Annotated in this window: 16 protein-coding genes; 12 read left to right on the forward strand and 4 right to left on the reverse strand. The window is 39.1% G+C overall.

Annotation, left to right across the window (positions count from 1 at the left end):
* Positions 1–126 precede the first annotated feature (126 nt).
* Positions 127–366 carry an exodeoxyribonuclease VII small subunit gene (xseB, locus tag NG743_RS05760; protein WP_027404473.1) on the reverse strand — a complete coding sequence of 80 codons (240 nt, stop codon included), beginning with the start codon at positions 364–366 and terminating at the stop codon, positions 127–129.
* Positions 367–393: 27 nt separating this feature from the next.
* Here xseB and NG743_RS05765 point away from each other — a divergent pair, with 27 nt between their 5' ends.
* Positions 394–1,425: a VOC family protein gene (locus tag NG743_RS05765; RefSeq protein WP_193964280.1), complete on the forward strand. Its 1,032-nt coding sequence runs from the start codon at positions 394–396 to the stop codon at positions 1,423–1,425.
* Between the two features lie 104 nt (positions 1,426–1,529).
* On the opposite strand, the gene NG743_RS05770 is transcribed toward NG743_RS05765, so the two are convergent.
* Positions 1,530–2,489 carry a M48 family metallopeptidase gene (locus NG743_RS05770; protein ID WP_027404471.1) on the reverse strand — a complete coding sequence of 320 codons (960 nt, stop codon included), beginning with the start codon at positions 2,487–2,489 and terminating at the stop codon, positions 1,530–1,532.
* Positions 2,490–2,589: 100 nt separating this feature from the next.
* On the opposite strand from NG743_RS05770, the gene NG743_RS05775 reads away from it, so the two are divergent.
* From NG743_RS05775 to NG743_RS05805, 7 genes are all read left to right on the forward strand, one after another.
* Complete coding sequence (locus NG743_RS05775) at positions 2,590–4,128, forward strand: helicase C-terminal domain-containing protein (protein WP_027404470.1); 1,539 nt, start codon at positions 2,590–2,592, stop codon at positions 4,126–4,128.
* A 67-nt stretch (positions 4,129–4,195) separates the two neighbouring features.
* Positions 4,196–4,414: a DUF2839 domain-containing protein gene (locus NG743_RS05780; RefSeq protein ID WP_027404469.1), complete on the forward strand. Its 219-nt coding sequence runs from the start codon at positions 4,196–4,198 to the stop codon at positions 4,412–4,414.
* 165 nt (positions 4,415–4,579) lie between these two features.
* Positions 4,580–5,326 (forward strand): creatininase family protein, encoded by a 747-nt coding sequence (locus NG743_RS05785; RefSeq protein WP_257121669.1) that lies wholly within the window; start codon positions 4,580–4,582, stop codon positions 5,324–5,326.
* Positions 5,327–5,440: 114 nt separating this feature from the next.
* Positions 5,441–6,556 (forward strand): DUF262 domain-containing protein, encoded by a 1,116-nt coding sequence (locus tag NG743_RS05790; RefSeq protein WP_257121670.1) that lies wholly within the window; start codon positions 5,441–5,443, stop codon positions 6,554–6,556.
* A gap of 2 nt (positions 6,557–6,558) precedes the next feature.
* Positions 6,559–7,158: an AAA family ATPase gene (locus tag NG743_RS05795; protein WP_257121671.1), complete on the forward strand. Its 600-nt coding sequence runs from the start codon at positions 6,559–6,561 to the stop codon at positions 7,156–7,158.
* A gap of 27 nt (positions 7,159–7,185) precedes the next feature.
* Positions 7,186–7,680, forward strand: a complete 495-nt coding sequence (locus NG743_RS05800) for an AAA family ATPase (RefSeq protein WP_257121672.1) — start codon at positions 7,186–7,188, stop codon at positions 7,678–7,680.
* 918 nt (positions 7,681–8,598) lie between these two features.
* Positions 8,599–17,853 (forward strand): phytase, encoded by a 9,255-nt coding sequence (locus tag NG743_RS05805; protein ID WP_257121673.1) that lies wholly within the window; start codon positions 8,599–8,601, stop codon positions 17,851–17,853.
* Positions 17,854–18,386: 533 nt separating this feature from the next.
* Here NG743_RS05805 and NG743_RS05810 read toward each other — a convergent pair.
* Positions 18,387–19,652 carry an RNA-guided endonuclease InsQ/TnpB family protein gene (locus tag NG743_RS05810; protein ID WP_257121674.1) on the reverse strand — a complete coding sequence of 422 codons (1,266 nt, stop codon included), beginning with the start codon at positions 19,650–19,652 and terminating at the stop codon, positions 18,387–18,389.
* A 135-nt stretch (positions 19,653–19,787) separates the two neighbouring features.
* Between NG743_RS05810 and tnpA the strand changes: the two genes are divergently transcribed.
* The 4 genes from tnpA to NG743_RS05830 all read left to right on the forward strand — a co-directional run bounded on the left by tnpA (position 19,788) and on the right by NG743_RS05830 (position 20,951).
* A complete protein-coding gene (gene tnpA, locus NG743_RS05815) occupies positions 19,788–20,192 on the forward strand; it encodes an IS200/IS605 family transposase (protein ID WP_039204965.1) in 405 nt (134 codons plus the stop codon).
* Between the two features lie 149 nt (positions 20,193–20,341).
* A complete protein-coding gene (locus NG743_RS05820; protein ID WP_027404464.1) occupies positions 20,342–20,578 on the forward strand; it encodes a type II toxin-antitoxin system HicA family toxin in 237 nt (78 codons plus the stop codon).
* Positions 20,578–20,811, forward strand: a complete 234-nt coding sequence (locus NG743_RS05825; protein WP_257121675.1) for a type II toxin-antitoxin system HicB family antitoxin — start codon at positions 20,578–20,580, stop codon at positions 20,809–20,811. The genes NG743_RS05820 and NG743_RS05825 overlap by 1 nt, the downstream gene beginning before the upstream one ends.
* Entirely contained in the window at positions 20,808–20,951 is a 144-nt protein-coding gene (locus tag NG743_RS05830) for a hypothetical protein (RefSeq protein WP_157749990.1), read from the forward strand. The genes NG743_RS05825 and NG743_RS05830 overlap by 4 nt, the downstream gene beginning before the upstream one ends.
* 2 nt (positions 20,952–20,953) lie before the next feature.
* Here NG743_RS05830 and NG743_RS05835 read toward each other — a convergent pair whose 3' ends face one another.
* Positions 20,954–21,889, reverse strand: a complete 936-nt coding sequence (locus NG743_RS05835; RefSeq protein WP_257121676.1) for a DUF4351 domain-containing protein — start codon at positions 21,887–21,889, stop codon at positions 20,954–20,956.
* Positions 21,890–22,441 lie beyond the last annotated feature (552 nt).

Below are 22,441 nucleotides of genomic sequence, written 5' to 3' on the forward strand. Positions count from 1 at the left end.
AGCCATATGGAACGAAGTGAAATGAAGCAATTCCAAGAGTTGTGATTGCTTCCCTTCGCTCGCAATGACTGTAAATATTTTTGTCCAATTACTTATTTTCGCATATTTCGGTTGTCTCCCGTTTATTTACTGGTCATCATCTTGCAAAGTTTCAATTAACAAATTTACTTGCTGTTGTCGCTGCTGTAAAAAACTATCACATTCTTGTAAATACTCAACCGCAGTCGCAAATTCCGTAAATACATCGGCTAATTCTAATTCACCTCCCTCAATGCGAGTGATAATAGTTTCAATTTCTGCTATCTTATCTTCATAACTTCCTCCATTTGCAGATATGGATTTAACCGAATTATTCCGCTTTACCATAAATTTTTCTACCTACCTCAATAAATTATGAATTTAACCAATAATACAACAATTAGCAGTGTCTATGAAGTCTGTATTGGTGTCCCAGATGCTATTTCCGCAATTCAATATTGGCAACAATTTGGTTATCGGATTGGAGAAATAGGAGAATTAACCGCAACTATAGCTTATCAACTATATCGGGTAAATTCACTTTTACAGTCAATTCGACTTTATCATCAAAATGCAGATCATGGATTAATTCGGTTAATGATTTGGCAAAATCCTACATCTGCGGGTTTAGGTATCAGTTCTATGAAAAGAAAAGGTAATCGTTGGGGGACTACCTTAACTACTGATATACTGGGCATTTTAAATCATGCGGAAGCAGCAAAATCAATTGGTGAAAATATTCTTTACACTCAAACTCACTGGGAAGTAATTTATAACAAAGATCAAAAAATTCGTCCTTTTTTAGAACCGTTGGTGGGAGTACGCGAAATGCTATTACTTCAACCATTTAGTCGGCAAGTTTTATTTCAACGTTTTGGTTATGATGTTCCTAATTATGGACAGATTAATGATCATGCACCTTTAAAAACTAGTCAGTTTACTCATGTAGGTATAGTTGTCCAAGATGATAGTAAGGAAATTCTCAAGTTCTATGAAGAAGTTTTAGGTTTATTGCGTGTACGTGATGATGTAGAAACAAGTTATGAATCATCTTTGGCAGGAAGAGATTTTTTTACACTGAACCCAGGGGAAAATTTTATAGTTACGGCTTTTGATGATCCTTGTTCTTCTCAAACTGATTTTATGGCAGCGCGAAGTGGTAGACTTTATATTATTCGCTTTCCAGAAAATATGACGTTGGCATCATGTTTTACAGATGCCCAACCAGGAAGTTTAGGAATGTGTCTTTATACTTACAAAGTCCAGAGAATAGAGATTTTTTGGCAAAGAGTCCGAGAAAGTGCAGCCCAACAAATTACAGAAATTATTATTAATGAGTTTGCAGAAAAGAGTTTTTCTTTTGTTGCTCCTGATGGTTATTTTTGGAATATAGTGGAGAGTAAATAAATGATGTTTTGTGGGCATTTTCCACTCTAAGATAATGGTGCGTTAGGCGACAGAGTAACACACCATACGAATCTTTTTGAAATCAAATATTATTCCTATAATACCTAATCAGATTTTCTCATTTTGTTAATTTCTGCTTGTAATTTTTCAATTTCTTTTCTGAGTTTTTCGGCTTCATGATCTGGTGTTTCTGGTGTAACATCTACTGAACCGTCAGCAGAACGTTGATAATTGCCTTTTTTGATTTGCTGATATTCTTCTGATACTGCCCAACTGCGTAAATAGTGCAAGCGCTCTACTGGGAAAGGGTGACTCAGCATCATTCCTTGTCCGCCATTGTATAACAGAAATTTATATACTTGATTCAGCCCATCATCATCTAGTGCTTGATATTTTTCTGACTGCTGAATAAATTCTTGTAAACTACATTCATGGGCATATTTATGACTACCTCCAGAGAGTTTCATCATAGATGACATGACTGGGTTTAAATCATCCATGACTAATAAAGCCGCTCTATCTGCGGATAGTTCAGCTTTGCGTCGCCACTCAAAAAAGGCATAAATCAAGGCTTGACTGACAAAATTACCTAAACCGAAGGTTAATTCACCAATGACGGAAGCGGCATTCATCGCCCACATCGCCATTTGAATTAAAATAGTATGACCACATTTAATATGTCCCAGTTCATGAGCTAAGACCGTCCGTAGTTCGGCTTCATTAAGTAAATCTAGTAACCCAGTGTTAACGACAATATAAGGGTGTTCTTGTCCTAAAGCATAACTATTAACTTGGGCATTTTGAGCGATAAACAAGCCTGGTTCGCCGCTAATGTCCAAATCTCGGACACATTCCCGGAATATCTGGTAAATAGTAGAATATTGGCGGGGTCCGACTTCAATGGAGTTACCCATTAAGTAGACAAGTTGGGGTCGTTCATAAACAAATTCTACAAATTTACGGGCGATTAAATCAAAGCCGGGTAAACTGCGTAAAGCTTGTTCTGCTTGACTATCTAATGGATGTCTGAAGGCTTCGCTGGAAATTCCTGGATAAGTTGGCATAATTTAGGAGAATGGGTAAATAAATGGTCATTGGTCATTGGTAAAGATAAAATAACGAACAACTGACAACGAAAAAAACTTGTTATGGAATTAAAAGCGCGTGATTGAGGCTGAAGTTCATTTATCATTACATAACTTCTTGCGATCGCAAGCAGGTTTCCCTTCCTGGCATCATCATTTGACAATGGCTAGGTTGGTAGCACGTGCTTTGCGATTAGGACGTAGTGCTTTAATTCAGGTAGGGGCAGTTTGTGGACATCAAGGACGATATCGCACCAGTTTTATCGCTTCTGCTTTAATGTGGCACGGTTCTGTAATTATTGTCGCTTCGGAAACTGTCCAGCAACGGTTGTTAAAGGTAGAAATTCCCCGACTCCAGCAGTGGCTACCAGCGAATAAACCCATTAGAACCGGTGACTTTTGGCCAAGTCCTGATTTTCAGGGTTTACTGTTGACTTCTCCTGAAGCTTGGTTGAAGGGACAATTTGCTGATAACAATCCATTTCCGGCGAATATTCCCACAATTATTGATGGCGTTGACGATTTAGAAGATTGGGTGCGTTCTAGGCTGACTCAAAGCATTGAAACCCATGATTGGGATCAATTAATGCTGGCTTATCCTTATGAAGCGGATTTAATTCGGGAAGTTAGGGTGGAACTAACATATAAATTATTTCAGCACCCCGAAAATCCCTATCACTGTTATCTGATTTCCCAGCCAGAAATTGATATTTTACAAGATTTATATTTAGCTTTAGATAAAAATCATCTTCCCGATGCTTGGCGAAAATTTTGGCAACAATTCCCCAATTTGGAAGATTCTTCTTCTCCTACTTTATTTTGGGCGACAATTTCCCGTCGTCAAGGATTATTTTCTTTACATTATGCTCCCCTGGAATTGGGTAAAATCCTCGCCCCAATTTGGCAACGTCAACCTGTAGTATTAATTGGTAGTTCCTTAGAACCAGAAACGGAAGCACCCCTTTTCCGTCAACGCTTGGGTTTAGAAGATGTTACTTGCTTGAAATTTGCTGCCGATAGTCAAGGGGAAGCAATTCAACTTTATGTTCCCTATAAGTTACCTTTACCAAATACACCGGAATTTCAACCAGCTTTAATTCATCAAGTTCGCACATTGGTATGTTTGAGTGCAACTGCACCAGGAATGACGGTAATATTAATTGGAGATGTACCCCTAAAAGCCAGAGTGGGAGCAATTTTGGCTTCGGAATTTGGTTCACGGGTACAGGTGGAAAAAACTTGTTTGGATGAAAATGGGATTTTGATTACTGGTTGGGAATTTTGGCGGGAAAATCAAAGTGTTTTACCATCACCCAGATTGTTAATTATTGCAACTTTACCTTTACCATCCTTGGAAAATCCTTTGGTAGCTGGTAGAGTAGCTCATTATAAGCGATCGCACCAAGACTGGTTTCGGCTATACTTACTGCCCACAGCCATGAATGAATTACAAAGAGCGATCGCACCCGTCCGCGAAAATCAAGGTATAGTAGCTTTACTCGATAGTCGTGTCGTTAACCGCAGCTACGGCGTACAAATCCTCTCTGCCCTTAGTCCCCTAGCCCGTTTGAACTATCTCGATCCTAGTCTGTTTTCTGCTAATAATGATTCTGGTTAATTAATTTCCCTGCCGAATTTCTATTAGAATTTAAATTAAACTCAAAAACAAACTCAATTATTGAATTATGGGTGAAGCAAAACGCCGTAAAAACTCACTCGCAGAAGACTACGGACAAGACACTACAAAAATATTACCTTGGATTCCCATCACAAAAACCCAAGCATCACAGTTTGTAGCTATCACCACTCGTGGTGCATGGATTGGTATTGGATCTATGGTTGTTGCTTGGGTAATCATCCGCTTTATCGGTCCCGCTTTCGGTTGGTGGGAAATTGTTGGGTAATTTGTCCTTTGTCAGTTGTCATTTGTCATTGGGAAGAAATATTCCCCCTACTTCCCCTACTTCCCCTACTCCCCCTACTCCCCCTACTTCCCCTACTTCCCCTACCTCCCCTACCTCTCTACCTCCTGAACTCCTGACTCCTGACTCCTGACTCCTCTAAAAAAAATGCTCTTACATTTAAGCACTTGGCCGGAAGTTGAAACCTATCTACAACAATCTCAAGGAATTATTTTACCCATTGGTTCAACAGAACAACATGGACCAACAGGATTAATTGGGACTGATGCAATTTGTGCAGAATCCATATCTAAAGGTGTTGGTGAAGCAACTGAAGCAATGGTAGCACCAACAATTAATGTAGGCATGGCATTACATCATACAGCCTTTCCTGGCACAATTAGTTTACGTCCTAGCACTTTAATTTTAGTAATAAAAGATTATTTGACTTGTTTAGTAAAAGCTGGTTTTACCAAGTTCTATTTTATTAATGGACATGGGGGAAATATCGCCACTCTCAAAGCTGCTTTTTCCGAAACTTACGCTCATTTAGAAGATTTACAAATTCCCAATTCTGCAAAAGTGCAATGTCAAATTGGTAATTGGTTTATGGGTGGTTCTGTGTACAAACTTGCCAAAGAACTATATGGTAATCAAGAAGGTTCTCACGCTACCCCTAGCGAAGTAGCTGTTACCCAATATATTTATCCAGAAGCAATTAAAAAAGCTTTTCTTGCTCCAGAAGTTGCTAGTGGACATAAAATTTATAGTGCTGTTGATTTTCGTTCCCGTTATCCAGATGGTCGTATGGGTTCAAATCCAGATTTAGCAACACCAGAACACGGTAAGCAATTTTATGATTTGTCTGTAGAAGAACTGAGTAAAGGATATTTGGAATTTGTGAAGGGGGAATAAATGAAAGTCGCTATCTAATAACTTCCTCAAAAGTAGCTATAACCAATTCTATTCTTCTCGAAGATGTCATAATTAAACTGTTAAACACTTTAGACAAGAAAAGGAGTAAAAGATATGGATGAAGAATTACAAGATAGCGATGTCATTGAGAAAGATGAAGATACTGCTGAAGAAGACAGAGATGATTACGGAGGTTTATATCCTTATCATCCAAATGCAGCAGACATTGACATTCGAGAAGAACCACAAACAATTTTCGAGTTAATGAGAAAATATGATAATGGTAAACTGATTATTGATCCTGATTTTCAACGTAATCTAGTTTGGAAACCAGAACAAAAAAGTAAATTTATTGAATCAGTTATTCTTAACTTTCCCTTACCTCCTTGGTATGTTAATCAAACAGTAGAAGGTAAATATATTATTGTAGATGGTTTACAACGAACATCAACTTTACATGAGTTTGTTAATGATGAATTTAAATTAAAAGGTTTAGAAGCTTTAACTGATTTGAATGGATATAATTTTTCAGGACTCAAAAAACTCCCCAGTGACTATCAAACTAGAATAGAAGATAAGAAACTTAATATATACTTGATCAGACCTTCTGTACCAGCTAAGGTTGTTTATGATATTTTTAATAGAATCAATACTGGTGGTACAAAACTTGAACGTCAAGAAGTTAGAAATTGTATATTTTCGGGAAAATCAACTCAACTTCTCAAAGAATTATCAGAAACAGACTATTTCAAAAAAGCTATTGATTATGGAATATCTGCTACAAGAATGAAAGATAGAGAAGTTATTTTGCGCTATTTAGCGTTTAGAATTTTTGATTATGAAAAAGAATATCAGAATGATTTAAGTGATTTTGTTGAAAATGCTATGAAGAAGATTAATCTGATGCCAAATGAAGAAATAGATGCTTTAAAAAATGATTTCAAGAGAGTTATGGATTTGACTTTTGAGTTTTTTGGTAATAAAAATTTCCGTTTACCCGCAGGAAAAAGTAGAGGAAGAATAAATATTGCTATTTTTGAGTCTGTTTCTTATTTCTTTTCTAGAAATAACAATAAGTTTTTGGAAGATAATAAAAAATCTATTCAAGATAATTTTGACAAGTTGCTAGAAAATCCAGAATACATTGATGCAGTAAAATATGCGACAAACAGCAAGAAGAAAGTTATTATCAGATTTAATCTCGCACAAGAAATTTTAGGGGATGTATAGGTATGCTAACTAAAATTGAATTAGAAAATTTTAAATGCTTTAAAGAAAGAACTTCTTTCCCATTAGGACAATTAACACTGCTGACAGGAATCAATGGTTGTGGTAAATCAACACTGCTTCAGTCTTTACTATTAATGCGACAATCTATTGAGCATAATGAAAACACTGATCAAATTTTGCTAAATGGTAGTTGTGTAAGTTTAAATAGTTTTAATGATGTTAGAAATACAAATAATTCGCGCTATCAAAGTACAACATTCAAATATTATATTAATAGTGATATTAATGACCCTGAATTAAAATTACAGGGAAACATTGAATACTGTCTAAATGAAAATTTAGATGATGATATGGTGGCTAAAATAGTAGAAGTTCTTTTTATTGGGAGAATAGAATTAAATAAATCTGATAAATATCCAGATAATATTTTATATTATGATATTGATGCAATTTATCAATATGATTATTTTGATTCTTCGTCTTTAAACAAATCAAATTTTGATTATATAACTTCTGTTTTAGATAATAACAAAAATAAAACAGAAATACAAGATAAATGTTCTATAAATAACTTAATACCTGTCAGTTACTTTCCGATTTAGGACCAATTTAAAACATCAGTATCATTTTTGTTATCTCAATCTTTAAACTTCAATCATATTCATTATATCTCCGCAGACCGTTTGGGACCTCAAGAATATTATTTAAAATCTACCATCAACAAATTTCCTAACGTGGGTGCAAAAGGTGAATTTACAGTTAACTTACTCTATAAAAAAAGAGATGATTTAGTTAATGAAAAACTATGTTTAGGTGAAGATGCAAAAACACTAGCTACCCAAACCGAAGAATGGCTTAACGAAATATTTAATGGTGCAAAAGTTGAAGTTCCTAGTTCTGAAAGTAATATACTCGAACTTTTATTTAATACTAGCACATCAAAAGACCGTTTTAGACCAGCTAATGTGGGATTTGGATATAGTTACATTTTACCAATTGTTGTTTCAGGTTTGATTGCTAAAGAAGGAGAAATATTAATAGTCGAAAATCCTGAAGCACATTTACATCCAAAAGCACAATCACGACTAGCTAAATTTAAGTCAATTAGAATATTCTTCAGATAACAAAGAACCTCCCAGAGATAAACAAACTATTTTACGAGATACCACAAAATTTAAAAAAACAGCCAATAAATGTCAAGGAAGAGTTATTTACCTTGAATCAAATACAGAACGCTATTGGTATGTAGATAATTTTCATGAGGGTAAAGCCGCTCATTTAGAAGTTTTTGATAAAACAGGTAAAAATCATCTTGGAGAAGCAGACTTAGACGGAAATATTAATTATTCTAAAAGCGATTCAGATAAAACTATAGATGTTTGAATTTTAGCAGTTGCGAAAACAGAAACCAAAATCCTCTACATCCTTTAATCGGTGTAAATCCTGATTCAAACAATTAATTTGGAAATTATAATCTTGATAAATAAAAACCCTATATATATGGGCGCACACTTTCCCACCTATACCATTAGCATACCCAAAACTCGGAACACTGTCAAGCCCCCTAGCTGAAATCACCAAAACTCGTTTAATTATTGATAAAATTCTCAATAATAATGAGAATAGACCCCTAGTAATTGAGAAAGTTCTTTTTTACCAACATCCCATACAAATAACTTATATCTCAATCCTGTTCTGTTCAGGAAATATAGGTTGGGTTGAACATAAGTAGGTTGGCGTTGAAAATTATCGTTATAGCAGGGCAAGAGGGTTTGGGCGATTTTACGTTTCTTTACACAGTTTGGTTTTATTGTGTTCACCTACTTAGTGAAACCCAGCAAATGCTTAGAGATGCTAGGTGACTCTTGACTGGGCGCAGGTCCTGCGCCCCTACCTCATGATTTCCTAAGCTTAATCAGCACTTAAATAAATCTGAACTATAGACAATAGTATCTTAACTTTCGACTGATATTGTGAGTTCGATTATCTGCAATTTCCTGTCACCAGATTATCTTTGTTTAAGCTAAATCTGCACAAAAAATATGGTACTGATTACAGTCCGCTTTTCCCAGTTTAATGCGTCCCTAAACCGCAACACTGATGGTCAGTTGGTAACTGATTTATCTACCCCTAACAACGCTCAAGCAAAAACAGTTGCCGAAATTATTCAACGCAACAACCCAGATGTATTACTAATTAACGAATTTGACTATTCCCCCGCAGCAGTAAATCTTTTTAGAGAAAATTATCTGCAAATCAGTCAAAACGGGGCGACACCAGTTAACTATTCCTACTCTTATATTGCTCCTTCTAATACTGGGATTGCTTCCGGTTTTGACTTAAATAATAATGCTACAACAGTTACAACTCCAAGCGTAAGCGGATACGGTGATGATGCCTTTGGCTTTGGGAACTTCCCTGGTCAGTATGGAATGTTGTTGCTTTCTAAATATCCTATTGATACAGCCAACATTCGCACCTTCCAAAATTTCCTGTGGAAGGATATGCCAGGAAACTTATTAACAAATGACCCAACTGTAGATAATCCTGCAACTTCAGTAAATGAGAACTTAAACGGTTTTTATTCACCTGAAGAAATTAACGTTCTCCGCTTATCTTCTAAAAATCATTGGGATGTACCAATTACAGTAAATGGGGAAACAGTTCATGTTCTTGTGAGTCACCCCACACCACCTACCTTTGACGGAACTGAAGACCGCAACGGTAAGCGTAATAGTGATGAAATTCGTTTTTGGGCAGATTATATTACCCCAGGCAAAGGTGATTATATCTATGATGATGGGGGTAAAAAAGGTAATCTTGCCGCTGGTTCAAGCTTTGTCATCATGGGTGATCAAAATGCTGACCCCTTAGAGGGTGACAGTTATAACAATGCCATTCGCCAACTGTTACTAAATCCCAGTATCAATACAAATGTTATCCCCACCAGTTTAGGCGCTCCTCAACAGGCAACTTTACAAGGTCAGGCAAATAACAATCACAAGGGTAATCCTGCTTTCGACACCGCAGACTTTGCTGATACTGCACCGGGAAATCTGAGAACAGACTATGTACTTCCCTCCTCTGACTTGCAAATTAGTAAATCAGAAGTGTACTGGCCTAGCAATACTGATACAAATTTCCCATTAGTAGGAACTTTTAACCCTAGTCTTCCTGGTGGTTTCCCTAGTTCTGACCATCGGTTAATATATGCAGATGTGCAAGTTGGTGAGACAGAACCTGGAAAAACCGCTGTTAGCGCTGGATTCAAGGGACAAACTATTTTCAATACTGGCTTTATTCCCTCTGGTGCAGCCGGAACAGTAAATGGTCAACAAGTTGCGCTGGGTGGATTGTCCGGTGTAACTTACGATGCGGTAAATAATCGCTATTATGCCATTTCTGACGATCGCTCACAAAATGCCCGTTTTTATACCTTCACTCTTGACCCTGTTACTAATACGGTAACTTTTACCAATGTTGTCCAACTCAAGGATATTAATGGTAATCCTTTTGCAGCTAATAGCTTAGATCCAGAAGGTATTGCTTTAACAAATAATGGGACAGTTTTAATCTCCTCAGAAGGAGAAGTTAGACCAGATTTAGGTGCAAGTCGCGTCACCAATCCCTTCATTAAAGAGTTTAATCTGACTACAGGACAGGAAATTCGTTCTTTAGCAGTACCCAAGAAATTTCTACCAGTTGTCCAAGATACTAACAACAATAATGTTGTTGATACAGGTGATACTCAAACATCAGGGGTGCGTAATAACTTAGCATTTGAAAGCTTAACCATTACTCCTGACCAGAAAACCCTATTCACAGCTACAGAAAGCGCCCTCTTTCAAGATGGTGCAATTTCTACAACTACCACCAGCAGCCGTTCTCGGATTATTCAATACAATTTGGTGACAGGACAACCAGAGAAAGAATATCTGTATATTACCGATCCTATTGCCAAAGCACCTATTGGTGGAACTGCGGCTGATAATGGTTTGGTAGATTTATTAGCAATTGATAATCGTGGGACTTTATTGGCTCTAGAACGCTCCTTTGCTGTTGGACAAGGAAACACGATCAAAATCTATGAAATTAGCCTCCAAGGGGCAACAGACATTAATACAGTTGATTCCTTGAGTAGCCTGACTACATCTCAATTAGCTGCTATCCAACCTGCTCAAAAACGGTTGTTATTAAACCTGGATTCCTTGAGTTTACCTAATAGTGACGGCAATCATCCCACAGGTACAGATAATATTGAAGGTCTGGCATTTGGTCCCAAATTGGCAGATGGTACACAATCCATTATTTTGGTGAGTGATAACAACTTTGGTTCTACCCAATTTACGCAAATCCTCACCTTGAGTGCAGATGTAGTTCCCACTGCTACCCCTATTGTAGAAACCCGTCCCGCGCTTTTAGATGATGGTAGTTTACCATTTAGTCAAAGAGCCGATGCAGATGATCCGGCAATTTATGTTAACGCTACAGATTCTAGTAAAAGCCTAGTCTTAACCAGCGTCAAAAATGGCGGTTTGCGGATTTATGATTTAGCTGGAAATCTGTTACAGACCATTAATCCTAGTAATCCAGATATTCGCTACAACAACATTGACTTGCAATATGGATTTACCTTGGGTGGTCAGAAAGTTGATATTGCTGTAGCGAGCGATCGCAATAACGATAAACTAGCAATATTCAAAATTAACCCCAACAGTGCTGATGGTAATTATTTAGAAAATATTACCGATAGCAATGCTGCCACAATCTTCCAAAATGTACCTTTCGCTGCCCCTTATTCTGCATCTACTCGCAGTGCTTATGGATTAGCAATCTATCGCAGTCCCGTCACCAACGATTACTATGTCTTTACCAGCCGTCGTCAAACTGGAGATGTCGCTCAATTAAAATTAGTAGACAAAGGCAACGGTAAAATTGGTTATGAGGTAGTTCGTAGCTTCACCATTCCCTCACCAACCACAGCAGGTGCTTCAGCCCAAACAGAAGGCATGGTAGCAGACCAAGAAACAGGATTTCTGTACATTGGTCAAGAAGATGTGGGGATTTGGAAATTTGAAGCTGAACCCAATGGTGGTTCAACAGGTAAATTAATTGAGAAAGTCAAAGCTGAGGGAGGCAAAAACCTCACCAATGATGTTGAAGGCTTAACCATTTATTACGGTAAAAACGGCACAGGCTACCTGTTAGCATCCAGTCAAGGCGATAACACCTTTGCAACATATACCCGTGAAGGCAACAACGACTTTTTAGGCAGATTTGCAGTTGGGAACAATGGCGGAATTGACAGCGTTCAAGAATCCGACGGTGCAGATGTTATTAATCTGCCCTTGGGTCCCAATTTCCCTTATGGTGTATTTATCACTCAAGACGGTGCAAATGACCCCGCCACCATTGTTAGTGGGGAGAATATCAGCAGCAACTTTAAGTTAGTACCTTGGGAAAATATTGTTGCTACCTTACCTCAAGTCCTGAAAATAGATACCACCAGTTACGACCCTCGTAACCCCGTCCCCCAACCACGCTTAACTAATTACGAATTTACCAACTTACCCAAATTAGGAACAACTTCCAAAGGTCAAGATATTTTCTTAGGTGGTTTTTCCGGGTTGTATTTCCAAGGTATTGCGGTAAATGGTAATCTCCAATTTGTCACTCACACCGACAGGGGACCAAATGGCGACCCCACCGGTGCTAATCGTCCCTTCTATTTACCCGATTTTCAACCAGAAATAGTCAGTTTTGAACTCAACAAACAAACAGGTGCAATTAGCATCACCAAGAGAACAGGACTATTTGAGAAAGATGGCACAACCCCATTAACCGGACTTCCCAACCTGCAAGCAGGGGCATTTGGTACAGCCTACACCGATGAAGTTGCGGTTAATTTGGATGGTCAAGTCATAGCTAACAAGGCATTGGGGGCTGATTTAGAGGGGATAGTTATTGCCCCAAATGGGGATTATTGGCTGGTAGATGAATACCGTCCGGCAATTTATAACTTCGATGTGAATGGTAAACTACTTAACCGTTTTATTCCCCAAGGAACAGCCACGGCACCTGAACCAGACGCAGCCGCAGGAACCTTTGGCACAGAGATATTACCAGCAGTTTATGGTCAACGTCGCAATAATCGCGGTTTTGAAGCTGTAGCTTTAGAGGGTAGTAAACTTTACGCCTTTATTCAAAGTGCCATTGATAACCCAGATAATGCTGGTGATACAACATCCAGAAATTCCCGTAATTTGAGAATTTTGGAATTTGACATTATTTCCAAACAAGTTACTGGTGAATATCTCTATTTGCTGGATAATATCACTGCTGCTGGTAACGCCAGAACCGATAAATTAGGTGATGCAGTTTCCTTGGGTAATGGTAAATTTGCCGTTGTCGAAAGGGATGATTTAGGAACAAATGCCTCCAACAAATTGATTTATCAAATTAATTTAGCCGGGGCAACTAATATCAATAAGTCTGCTAATTTCACCTTACCTGCTGGTAAAACCATTGAACAACTCACACCAGCCGAATTAACAACCGCCAATATTACCCCAGTTAGTAAAAGTTTGATTGTTAATGCTGCTCAACTTGGTTATACAGGTGTGGAAAAATTAGAAGGTTTAGCATTAGTTTCACCCAACACCCTAGCATTAATTAATGATAACGACTTCAACGTTACTGGTAATTCACCTTTGGAGAAATTGGGAATTTTAGAACTACCAAATAACATCGCTAGTGTTGATTTAGAATTAAGTCAAACTGTTGATGCCACTCAGCCAGTCATAGGGGGACAAGTAACCTTCAATTTGACCCTTTTTAATCACAGCCCACTTGTGGCTAACGGCATTAAAGTCACAGATTTGTTACCACAACCATTTACCTTCATCTCTGCAACACCACAACAGGGAACTTACAACAATCAAACTGGTGTGTGGGATGTGGGAGAAATTGCTGGTAATGTTACCCGCACCCTGAAACTCACGGCTAAAGTGACTCAAAGTGGGGCATTAACCAACAAGGCAGAAATTACCGCCCAAAATCAACCTGACTTTGATTCTGGTGCTGGTAATAACAACGCCCAAGAAGATGATCAAAGTTCAACTACCCTAAATATTCCTCCTAATATGGTGACAATCAAAGGTTTTGCTTCTTTACCTGCCGATACTTTCGCAGCAGGTCCTGCTGCGGGTGCGACTGTAACTAATCCTACCAATGGACGCACTACCCCCTTCCCTGGTCAACCAGTGCAAGGATTCAGTGGTGTGCAGTTTGCCCCCAACAGTGGTGGTTCTGTCTTTTGGTTCTTAGCAGATAACGGTTTTGGCGCAAAAAATAACAGCGCTGATTTCCTCCTGCGACTTTACCAAGTTGACCCCAATTTTGCGGGTACAGAAAACGCTAATGGTTCTGTAGCGGTTCAAAACTTCATTCAACTCTCTGACCCCAATAAATTAATCCCCTTTGATATTGTCAATAAAAACACAGCCAAACGGGAACTGACCGGGGCTGACTTTGATGTAGAGTCCTTTGTGATTGATGCTAAAGGCGATATTTGGGTCGGTGATGAATTTGGAACTTACCTACTACATTTCAATAGCAATGGTGTATTACTAGATGCCCCCTTCCCTACTCCTAACCCCGTTAAACTAAATACCCTCAACGGTCAAGCACCAATTGTGATCGGACATCGTGGCGCTAGTGGTGAACTGCCAGAACATACCATAGAAGCCTACCGCTTGGCGATTTTACGCGGTGCAGACTTCATTGAACCAGATTTGGTATCTACTAAGGATGGGGTCTTAATTGCCCGTCATGAACCCAATCTCATCAATACCACCGATGTAGCTAGTCGTGCTGAATTTGCTAGTCGGAAAAAGACGGTACTGGTAGATGGTGCGGCTGAAGAAGGTTTCTTTGCTTCAGACTTTACCTTGGCAGAAATTAAAACTCTGCGGGCTGTAATGCCTCAAGGTTTCCGAGATCAGGTATACAACGGTCTTCTCCAAGTTCCTACCCTGGGCGAAATTATTGATTTGGTGAAAGAGGTTGAGGTACAAACTGGTAAGAAAATCGGTATTTACCCTGAAACTAAACACCCCACCTATCACGATAACTTGGGTTTGTCTCTGGAAGAAAAACTGATTGACACCCTCAAAGTCAAAGGATTTACTGATCCCAAACGGATTTTTATTCAGTCCTTTGAAGTCAGCAATCTCAAGGATTTAAACAATACCATCATGCCGACTGCTGGTGTGAATCTGCCCTTAGTGCAATTGCTTGATGCCTACGATGTCGCCAACGATGGCACACTGCTGTATCAAGATGTTAACGCTCGTCCTTATGATTTTGTCGGTAAAGGTGACACCCGCACCTATGGAGATTTATTAACTCCTGCTGGTTTGAAAGAAATTGCCGCCTATGCCGATGGTATTGGACCCTGGAAACGGCAGATTATTTCGGTGAAAACTGTAGACAATAACAATGATGGTAAACCTGACGATCTCAATAACGATGGTGTGATTAACGATGCGGATAAAGTTACCCTAGCACCCACCAGCTTAGTTAGTGATGCCCACAAAGAGGGTTTGGTTGTCCATCCTTACACCTTCCGCAATGAAAGCCGTTCTCTGGCATCAAATTACAATAACAATCCTGAATTAGAGTTTCGTCAATTCATTAATTTAGGTGTAGATGGTTACTTTACTGATTTCCCAGGGACAGGTGATTTAGTCCGCGATCAAATTACGGCGAATCAAGTCAGATCGCCCCAAAATCCCACTGTTCTTTCTACTCCTAAATTTGATACACTCACAGGCAACGCCCCCATTGTCATCGGTCACCGGGGTGCAAGTGGTGAACGTCCAGAACATACCCTAGCTTCCTACAAATTAGCGATCGCTCAAGGTGCAGATTTCGTTGAACCCGATTTAGTGGTAACAAAAGATGGTGTCTTAATTGCCCGTCACGAACCCATGTTAGCAGTCGGTGTTCTCAATACTGATGGCACAATTCAACGAGATACCAATGGTAAGCCAGTTATCAATAGTACCGATACAAGCACGGATGTTTACTTACGTGATAAATTTAGCGATCGCCTGAAAATCAAAAATTTAGATGGTCGTAATGTCGCCGGTTGGTTTGCTGAAGACTTTACCCTAGCAGAAGTCAAGGAACTAAATGCGATTGAACGGATTCCTGCTTTGCGTGGTACTACTTTCGATCAAGATGGATTGAAAGTACCAACCCTGAAAGAAGTCATTGATTTGGTGAAACAAGTCGAACTAGAAACAGGTCGCAAAATCGGTATCTATCCCGAAACCAAACATCCTACTTTCTTTCAACAGCAAGGCATCAATACTAGCCAAATCTTAGCAGACACCCTCAAAGCTGAGAACTTTACCGACCCATCTCGCATCTTCATTCAATCCTTTGAAGTTGCCAACCTCAAGGTGCTGAAAAATACCATCATGCCCACCGCAGGGATTGATATTCCTCTGGTGCAATTGTTTGGTGGTTCAGGTCAACCCTATGATTTTGTAGTCAGTGGTGATACCCGCACCTATACCGATATTTCTACACCAGCAGGTTTAACAGAAATTGCTACCTACGCCAAAGGAATTGGACCGAATAAACAGCGGATTATTCCTCAGTTGACGGTAGATGCCAATAAGGATGGTACTGCTGATGATCTCAATGGTGATGGTCAAATTAGTGATGGCGATCGCGTTTTAGGCACACCCACAACCCTGATTCAAGATGCCCACAAAGCTGGTTTAATCGTTCACCTCTACACTTTAAGAAATGACGAGTTCTTTCTTCCCGATACTTACAAAAACGACCCCGGTGCAGAGTTCCGTAAGTTCATTGATTTGGGTGTAGATGGTTTCTTTACCGACTTCCCCAAAACAGGACGACAAGTTCTAGTTAATGATTACCTAGCTGGTACAGGCTATGCCAATCCCAACGGGAATTTAAATACTCCTTACTTCAATAATTCCCCGGAATACTTTGCTCCCAATCAGCCCTACTACGGCGACCTCGTAACAGCCAATTTGAACCGCTCCCAAGGCTTTGAAGGCATGGCATTTAGCCCTGACCGTCAAACCATTTATCCGATGTTGGAAGGAACTGTTGTCGGCGATCCTGCTGGTTCTGTACGGATTTATAAATTCGATGTAGCCAGTGAAAGCTACCAAGGATTAGTAGGACGTTATCAATTAGTAAGTACCAGCAATGCGATCGGTGATTTCACTCCCATCAATAACAATGAGTTCTTGGTCATTGAACGGGATAACGGACAAGGTAGTACCGCCCTTTTCAAGAAGATATTCAAGGTTGACTTCAGTAAAATTGATGCCAACGGCTTTGTCTCCAAGGAGGAAGTAGCAGACCTACTTAATATCCAAGATCCCAAGGATCTCAATGGTGATGGTAAAACCACCTACAATATGCCTTTCCAAACCATTGAAGATGTCTTAGTGATTGACAGCAAAACCATTTTAGTTGCCAACGATAACAACTATCCCTTCTCCATTGGTCGTCCTCCAGGAATTGACAACAATGAGATGGTGGTCTTGGAACTAGACAAACCTATTGCCCTTGATTCCCGTTTAGGTCTATCTGCGGCTATAGCAGAAGCTACCCAATATGTTGCCGGAACAACTGGGAAAGATGATTTGTTTGTCAGTGGTGGCACTGATGGCATCAATGACACCATCTTCACTGGCGCAGGTAATGACACTGTTGATACTGTCTTCGGGGCAATTTCTCCCTTTGCTGGTAACAATATCGTTGATCTGGGTAGCGGTGATGATACGATCTTTGTGAATAAGGGCGATCGCACTTTTGGTAGTGATGGTAATGACACCTTTGATGCGAGAGATGGTCAAGGTGGCAACCGCATATCTGGTGGTGTGGGTGATGATACCTTCTACTTGGGTAGCAATGACCGGGCTTTGGGTGGTGATGGTAAAGATATCTTCAGAGTTAGTCTTGGTGGTAGTAACTTAATTTCCGGTGGTGCTGGCGCTGACCAATTCTGGATTGTCAACGCTGAACTACCCAAAGCTGCTAATACCGTGCTTGACTTCCAACTTGGTACGGATGTTATCGGTATTCAAGGTGCTGTCAGTTTAGGTATTACCACGTCTACACTCAAGTTAAATCAAGTTGGTGCAGATACCGCGATTGTCTTCAACAATCAAACTTTAGCGACTCTGACTGGGATTCAAGCCAGTAGTTTGAGTTTGACAGATTCTAAACAGTTTGTCTTTGCTTAGAATATAATTCGCCAGTAGGGGTTTAGCGCAATGCCTTAAACGCCAAATTTTTAGTGTTACGAGGTACAGTTTTTCATCGCCAAAACCGTAGGGGCGCAGGGCCTGCGCCCTCCATTCATTATATTTGATGAGAGCGAGAATTGCCGTAAATCTCATTTTCCCACATCCCTATCCCATCCCATCATCCCCACATCCCAAAAAGCGAACTGCTTGCAGCAGCGCTAGTTCCCTCCGGGACGCTCCGCGATCGCGATCGCCTTCCTACATCTAAAAAAGCGATTACTAGGAAGCGTTTCGCTATCGCACCCCATCATCCCCACAACCACAAGCGATCACAAATTAAATTCCTGTCAGACTTTGACACTCCCCGGTCTAAAGACACGGGGATTCTTAAGATTTCACAATCTTAATATCTTGTTTGCACAAGTTCCCAGACTCAGTACGTTTGCACAAAAGTGCGTGCTGATACCGCCAGTTGCTCTACTTGGGGAAACCCCAAGACCGCACTGGCTCATCTTCTGGGCGTTTAGCTGTTAAACAGCAAGTTTCGCGGAGTCCCCACGTACTATTTTGAAACCTCTATCTCTGATAGTCTTTGCAGCACCAATATCGGCGTGTTCGTGATATCCGCATTCCGTACAAATGAATTTCTCACCATCACGGTTTGACTTATCAGTATGCCCACAATTTCTGCATTCTTGACTGGAGTATTTAGGATTAATTTTAATTACAACTTTTCCTTGCTTCACAGCGAGATACTCAATTTTTAAAATCAAATCACTCCAACTTGCATCAGAAATAGAACGGTTTAATCCTTTTTTTCTAGACTGGCCATTCTTTAAAAATCTCCCTGTTTTTTCATCGGTTTTAACTTTGCAACGCCTCAACATACCGGAGATGTTTAAATCTTCTAAGGCAATAGCATCAACCTTTCTAGAAACTATTATATTAGCAACACTCCATTGATAAGCAGTCCGTTTATCTGTAATCTTTTTGTGAAACCGTCCTACTTTATTAGCTGCTTTTTTACGATTCTTACTACCCTTGACTTTACGATTAACCCGTCGCTGTCTAATTTTTAAAGTGCGTCTAGCTTTTTTATTGGTTGAGAATTTAGGATTATCAATTTGATATCTGTCGGAGAAATGGACAAGTTTAGTTATTCCTAAGTCACAACCAAGAATAGAATTAACTTCGTTTAGCGGTTTTTTTACATAGTCTGGTATGGTTTTATCTTCAATCCTAATCGAGATATACCAGCCATCTTGCCGCTTTCTTAATGTAGCAGCTTTGATAGTAAAACCTGTTGGTATTAAGCGAGAATTGAAAAACCGCATCCATCCCAACTTGGGGAGATAGATTTTATTACCTTGAACTTTTACGCCCATCTGGTAAGTAAAAGAGGTAAAATTACTACGGTTTTTAAAATTAGGAAACCCTCTCCCTTCAAAAAAGTTTTTGTAGGCAGTGTCAAGGCGTTTGACGTTTTGCTGTAGAACTGTAGAATCAATTTCAGCAAACCAAGGTCTAGCTTTCTTTAGATATGGTAATGCCGTTATTTGAATATCACCAGCACTGCGTCGAGGGTTTTTGAGGTTGCCATTCTTGTCGGTTTTAGCATCCTTCCACGGTTCCCCACTTGCACCATTTTTACTGACAAAACAAGTTAATGGACAAGCTTCTGCTTTAGTCCTAATGTCGCAGTAGTCACCTTGGATAAATTGCTGGTTGTATTGAGCTATTCTGTCAGCCAAGCTCCAATTGTAAGTAGACCGGAGCATATCTAGCCAACTATCCATTTTATTGGACTGTCTAATATTAGGACGTAGCTTATATACATAATTTGTTAGCAAATATAAGTCCCTCCCGTTGTTGTTTCCTTTATTTGATTATACAATAGCTATATACAAATAGCAAGTAAATACTTTAAGGTTATGGCTAAGTTTTCTCCAGATGAGTACAGGCACGAAAGCAACGCAGTTTCACTGCTAAATTATCACTTTGTCTTCATTCCTAAGCGGCGGAAAAAAGTTCTGGTAGGTGCTATTGCAGAGAGGTTACAGCAAATTATTTGCGAGTTGGTTATAGAGAATAGGTGGAAAATTATTGCTATGGAGATTATGCCGGATCATGTCCATCTGTTTTTAAATGTGAAGCCAACCGATGATCCATCTAGCATCATGAGGAAAATCAAGGGGAGAGCGTCTCATCATCTTAGAAAAGAATTTCCCGAACTTTTAAAAATACCTACGCTGTGGACACCAAGCTATTTTGTTAGCACCGCTGGGAATATCTGCACAGAAACGGTTAAGAAATATATTGAACAGCAACGCGATTAACGTCAATGCAGGATAAAGGAAAGCAACTAGCCTTCATCCCTTGTCTAAAGCACAGATGTAGCTTCCTAAGTCAGCTACATCTTCAAGGGTTTTCGGCATTTCCCTTATAATAAAATCAAGGGATAATCTCCTAAATAATAGCCTTGTTGATGACTAAAAAAGAAAAACTATGGCAAAAAGCTAAAAATAGTCCAGAAAATCTAACTTTTGATGAATTTGAAACTCTCCTCATTCAGAATGGGTGGGAATTTAGTCGTCAAAAAGGAAGTCATCGTTTATGGTATTCACCGAGTGGCCAACCTTTACCAATTCAACCTCGTAAAGATGGAAAAGCAAAACTCTATCAAATTCAGCAGTTTTTTGAATATCAAGAGGGAAATCAGTAATGACTTTAAATAATTATAATTTTAATGGCTTTACAATTAATTTATATATTGATGAACAAGGAGATTGGTTAGCACATTTACAAGAAATACCTAACATTTCAGCTTTTGGTGATACTCCCGAAGAAGCTTTGCAAGAACTAAAATTAGCCTGGGAGTTAGTGAAGGAAGATTATCAACAAAAGGGTAAAGAAATTCCCTTTGCTCCTGTGGGTAGAAAATTGTACTCTTCATGAAGCGATTCCTGCGGAGCGCTTCGCTATCGCACTCCCATATCCCCAAAAATGGTACATCCCATATCCCCAAAGCGATCGCCCTCTCATATTCACAAAACGGTTTCCCAGGAGCGATCGCCCTATTTAATAAATATGATTAATCTCAAGACTCTGGGTTATTTTGTAACCATTGTTCTAAATCAGTGACAGAAGAAAAATCTAACAGAGCCTCACCCAATAATTCTAATTTCTCAATTGTTAATGCACGAATTGAGTCAATTAATGATGATTCCATTTCACCAACTCGCCGATTTAGTTGTCGTATAATTAGCTGTTGTTCTCCCCGTTCCATAGCTAGTTGTTCTGTTGGGCTAATTAAAGGCATTTTTCTTTCCTCCTCAAAATGTTTAATTTTAGTGACCAATCCTGCTTGTAATTGTTTAGGTAAAGTCATCATTGTGTCGATGATTTTAAATAACTTAATAACCTTCTCTTTTGTGAAGCCCCGGTCATAAAGTCCTCTAATTAATATCCATTTCCATTGCTCCCTTTCTGTTAAATTACTGGTGGTGGCTTTAGTCTTTAAATGCGCCATCACTATGGTAGCAAAGGGATTATCACTCTTTTCTAGTTCATGCCATTTTGATTCATAGTCTAGAATTTTAGCTATGGGGAATTTTAAACTTAATTCACAATCCAACATAGCTCTATCATAACTATTTGGTCGCCAACTAGGACTTGTATCACCTAAAATTGCTACACTTACTACAAATTGGTGATAAAGGTCGAAGGCTCGGTAATTATAAATGTACATCCGTTCTTCAAAGTTAACATCATATTGACTCTGAATTTCTATGTGGATTAAAATCCATACTTGAGTTTGATCTAATAACCAAACTTTATACAGTTTATCGGTAATTCGGTTTTTGGTTTCTCCTGAAGCTGTAATTTCTTGCAGTTCTTTATCTAAAGATTCAGGGGTTTTTGTCCAATCAATTGCTTGATGGGCTACAGGAAAGAAAAATGCTAGGAAGCTTTCAAAATATTCATTTAACGCTTCTTTCCATGATTGATCATAATTTGCTGTTACTTCACTCATTTTATTTCTATATTACAAAGAAGGGAACAGGTAACGGATAGTATGTTAATTTTGTGTGTTTTGGAGCGATGCCTGCGGCGAGCAAAGCTATCGCCATTTCTAATGTGATCATTTATTTCTCCTGTAACTTCAAATTATTTCTATTTTAGCAAGCGATCGCCCTCCATCATCCCCAAAAAGCGAACTGCTTGCAGCAGCGCTAGTTCCCTCCGGGACGCTTTGCGAACGCGAATCGCTCCCCATCATCCCCACACAATTTCGTTCATTCATATCATGGCAGTTTTGTACAGTGCGTAAGTCCTAAAATCTTATTCATCAGCAAAATTTAACTGATAAAACTTTGAAAATTATTGTTTTAAACAGATTTTGTACCTCCTAACTACATAAACCGCTGTATATAACCAACACGGCTTAATTATTTGATTTAAACGGGTAGGGATCAAGCATGAGCTAAACCCCTACCAAAAATAATCCTGTAAATAAGTAGGTGAACACAATAAAACCAAACTGTGTAAAGAAAAGTAAATCGCCCAAACCCTCTTCACTCTTGCC

This window comes from Dolichospermum heterosporum TAC447 (assembly GCF_024584745.1).
Taxonomy (GTDB): Bacteria; Cyanobacteriota; Cyanobacteriia; order Cyanobacteriales; family Nostocaceae; genus Dolichospermum; species Dolichospermum heterosporum.

Coding starts and splice junctions, on each gene's coding strand:
- xseB (WP_027404473.1), bottom strand. CDS start 366: ATGGTAAAGCGGAATAATTCGGTTAAATCCATATCTGCAAATGGAGGA.
- NG743_RS05765 (WP_193964280.1), top strand. CDS start 394: ATGAATTTAACCAATAATACAACAATTAGCAGTGTCTATGAAGTCTGT.
- NG743_RS05770 (WP_027404471.1), bottom strand. CDS start 2,489: ATGCCAACTTATCCAGGAATTTCCAGCGAAGCCTTCAGACATCCATTA.
- NG743_RS05780 (WP_027404469.1), top strand. CDS start 4,196: ATGGGTGAAGCAAAACGCCGTAAAAACTCACTCGCAGAAGACTACGGA.
- NG743_RS05785 (WP_257121669.1), top strand. CDS start 4,580: ATGCTCTTACATTTAAGCACTTGGCCGGAAGTTGAAACCTATCTACAA.
- NG743_RS05790 (WP_257121670.1), top strand. CDS start 5,441: ATGGATGAAGAATTACAAGATAGCGATGTCATTGAGAAAGATGAAGAT.
- NG743_RS05795 (WP_257121671.1), top strand. CDS start 6,559: ATGCTAACTAAAATTGAATTAGAAAATTTTAAATGCTTTAAAGAAAGA.
- NG743_RS05805 (WP_257121673.1), top strand. CDS start 8,599: ATGGTACTGATTACAGTCCGCTTTTCCCAGTTTAATGCGTCCCTAAAC.
- NG743_RS05810 (WP_257121674.1), bottom strand. CDS start 19,652: ATGGATAGTTGGCTAGATATGCTCCGGTCTACTTACAATTGGAGCTTG.
- tnpA (WP_039204965.1), top strand. CDS start 19,788: ATGGCTAAGTTTTCTCCAGATGAGTACAGGCACGAAAGCAACGCAGTT.
- NG743_RS05820 (WP_027404464.1), top strand. CDS start 20,342: ATGACTAAAAAAGAAAAACTATGGCAAAAAGCTAAAAATAGTCCAGAA.
- NG743_RS05825 (WP_257121675.1), top strand. CDS start 20,578: ATGACTTTAAATAATTATAATTTTAATGGCTTTACAATTAATTTATAT.
- NG743_RS05830 (WP_157749990.1), top strand. CDS start 20,808: ATGAAGCGATTCCTGCGGAGCGCTTCGCTATCGCACTCCCATATCCCC.
- NG743_RS05835 (WP_257121676.1), bottom strand. CDS start 21,889: ATGAGTGAAGTAACAGCAAATTATGATCAATCATGGAAAGAAGCGTTA.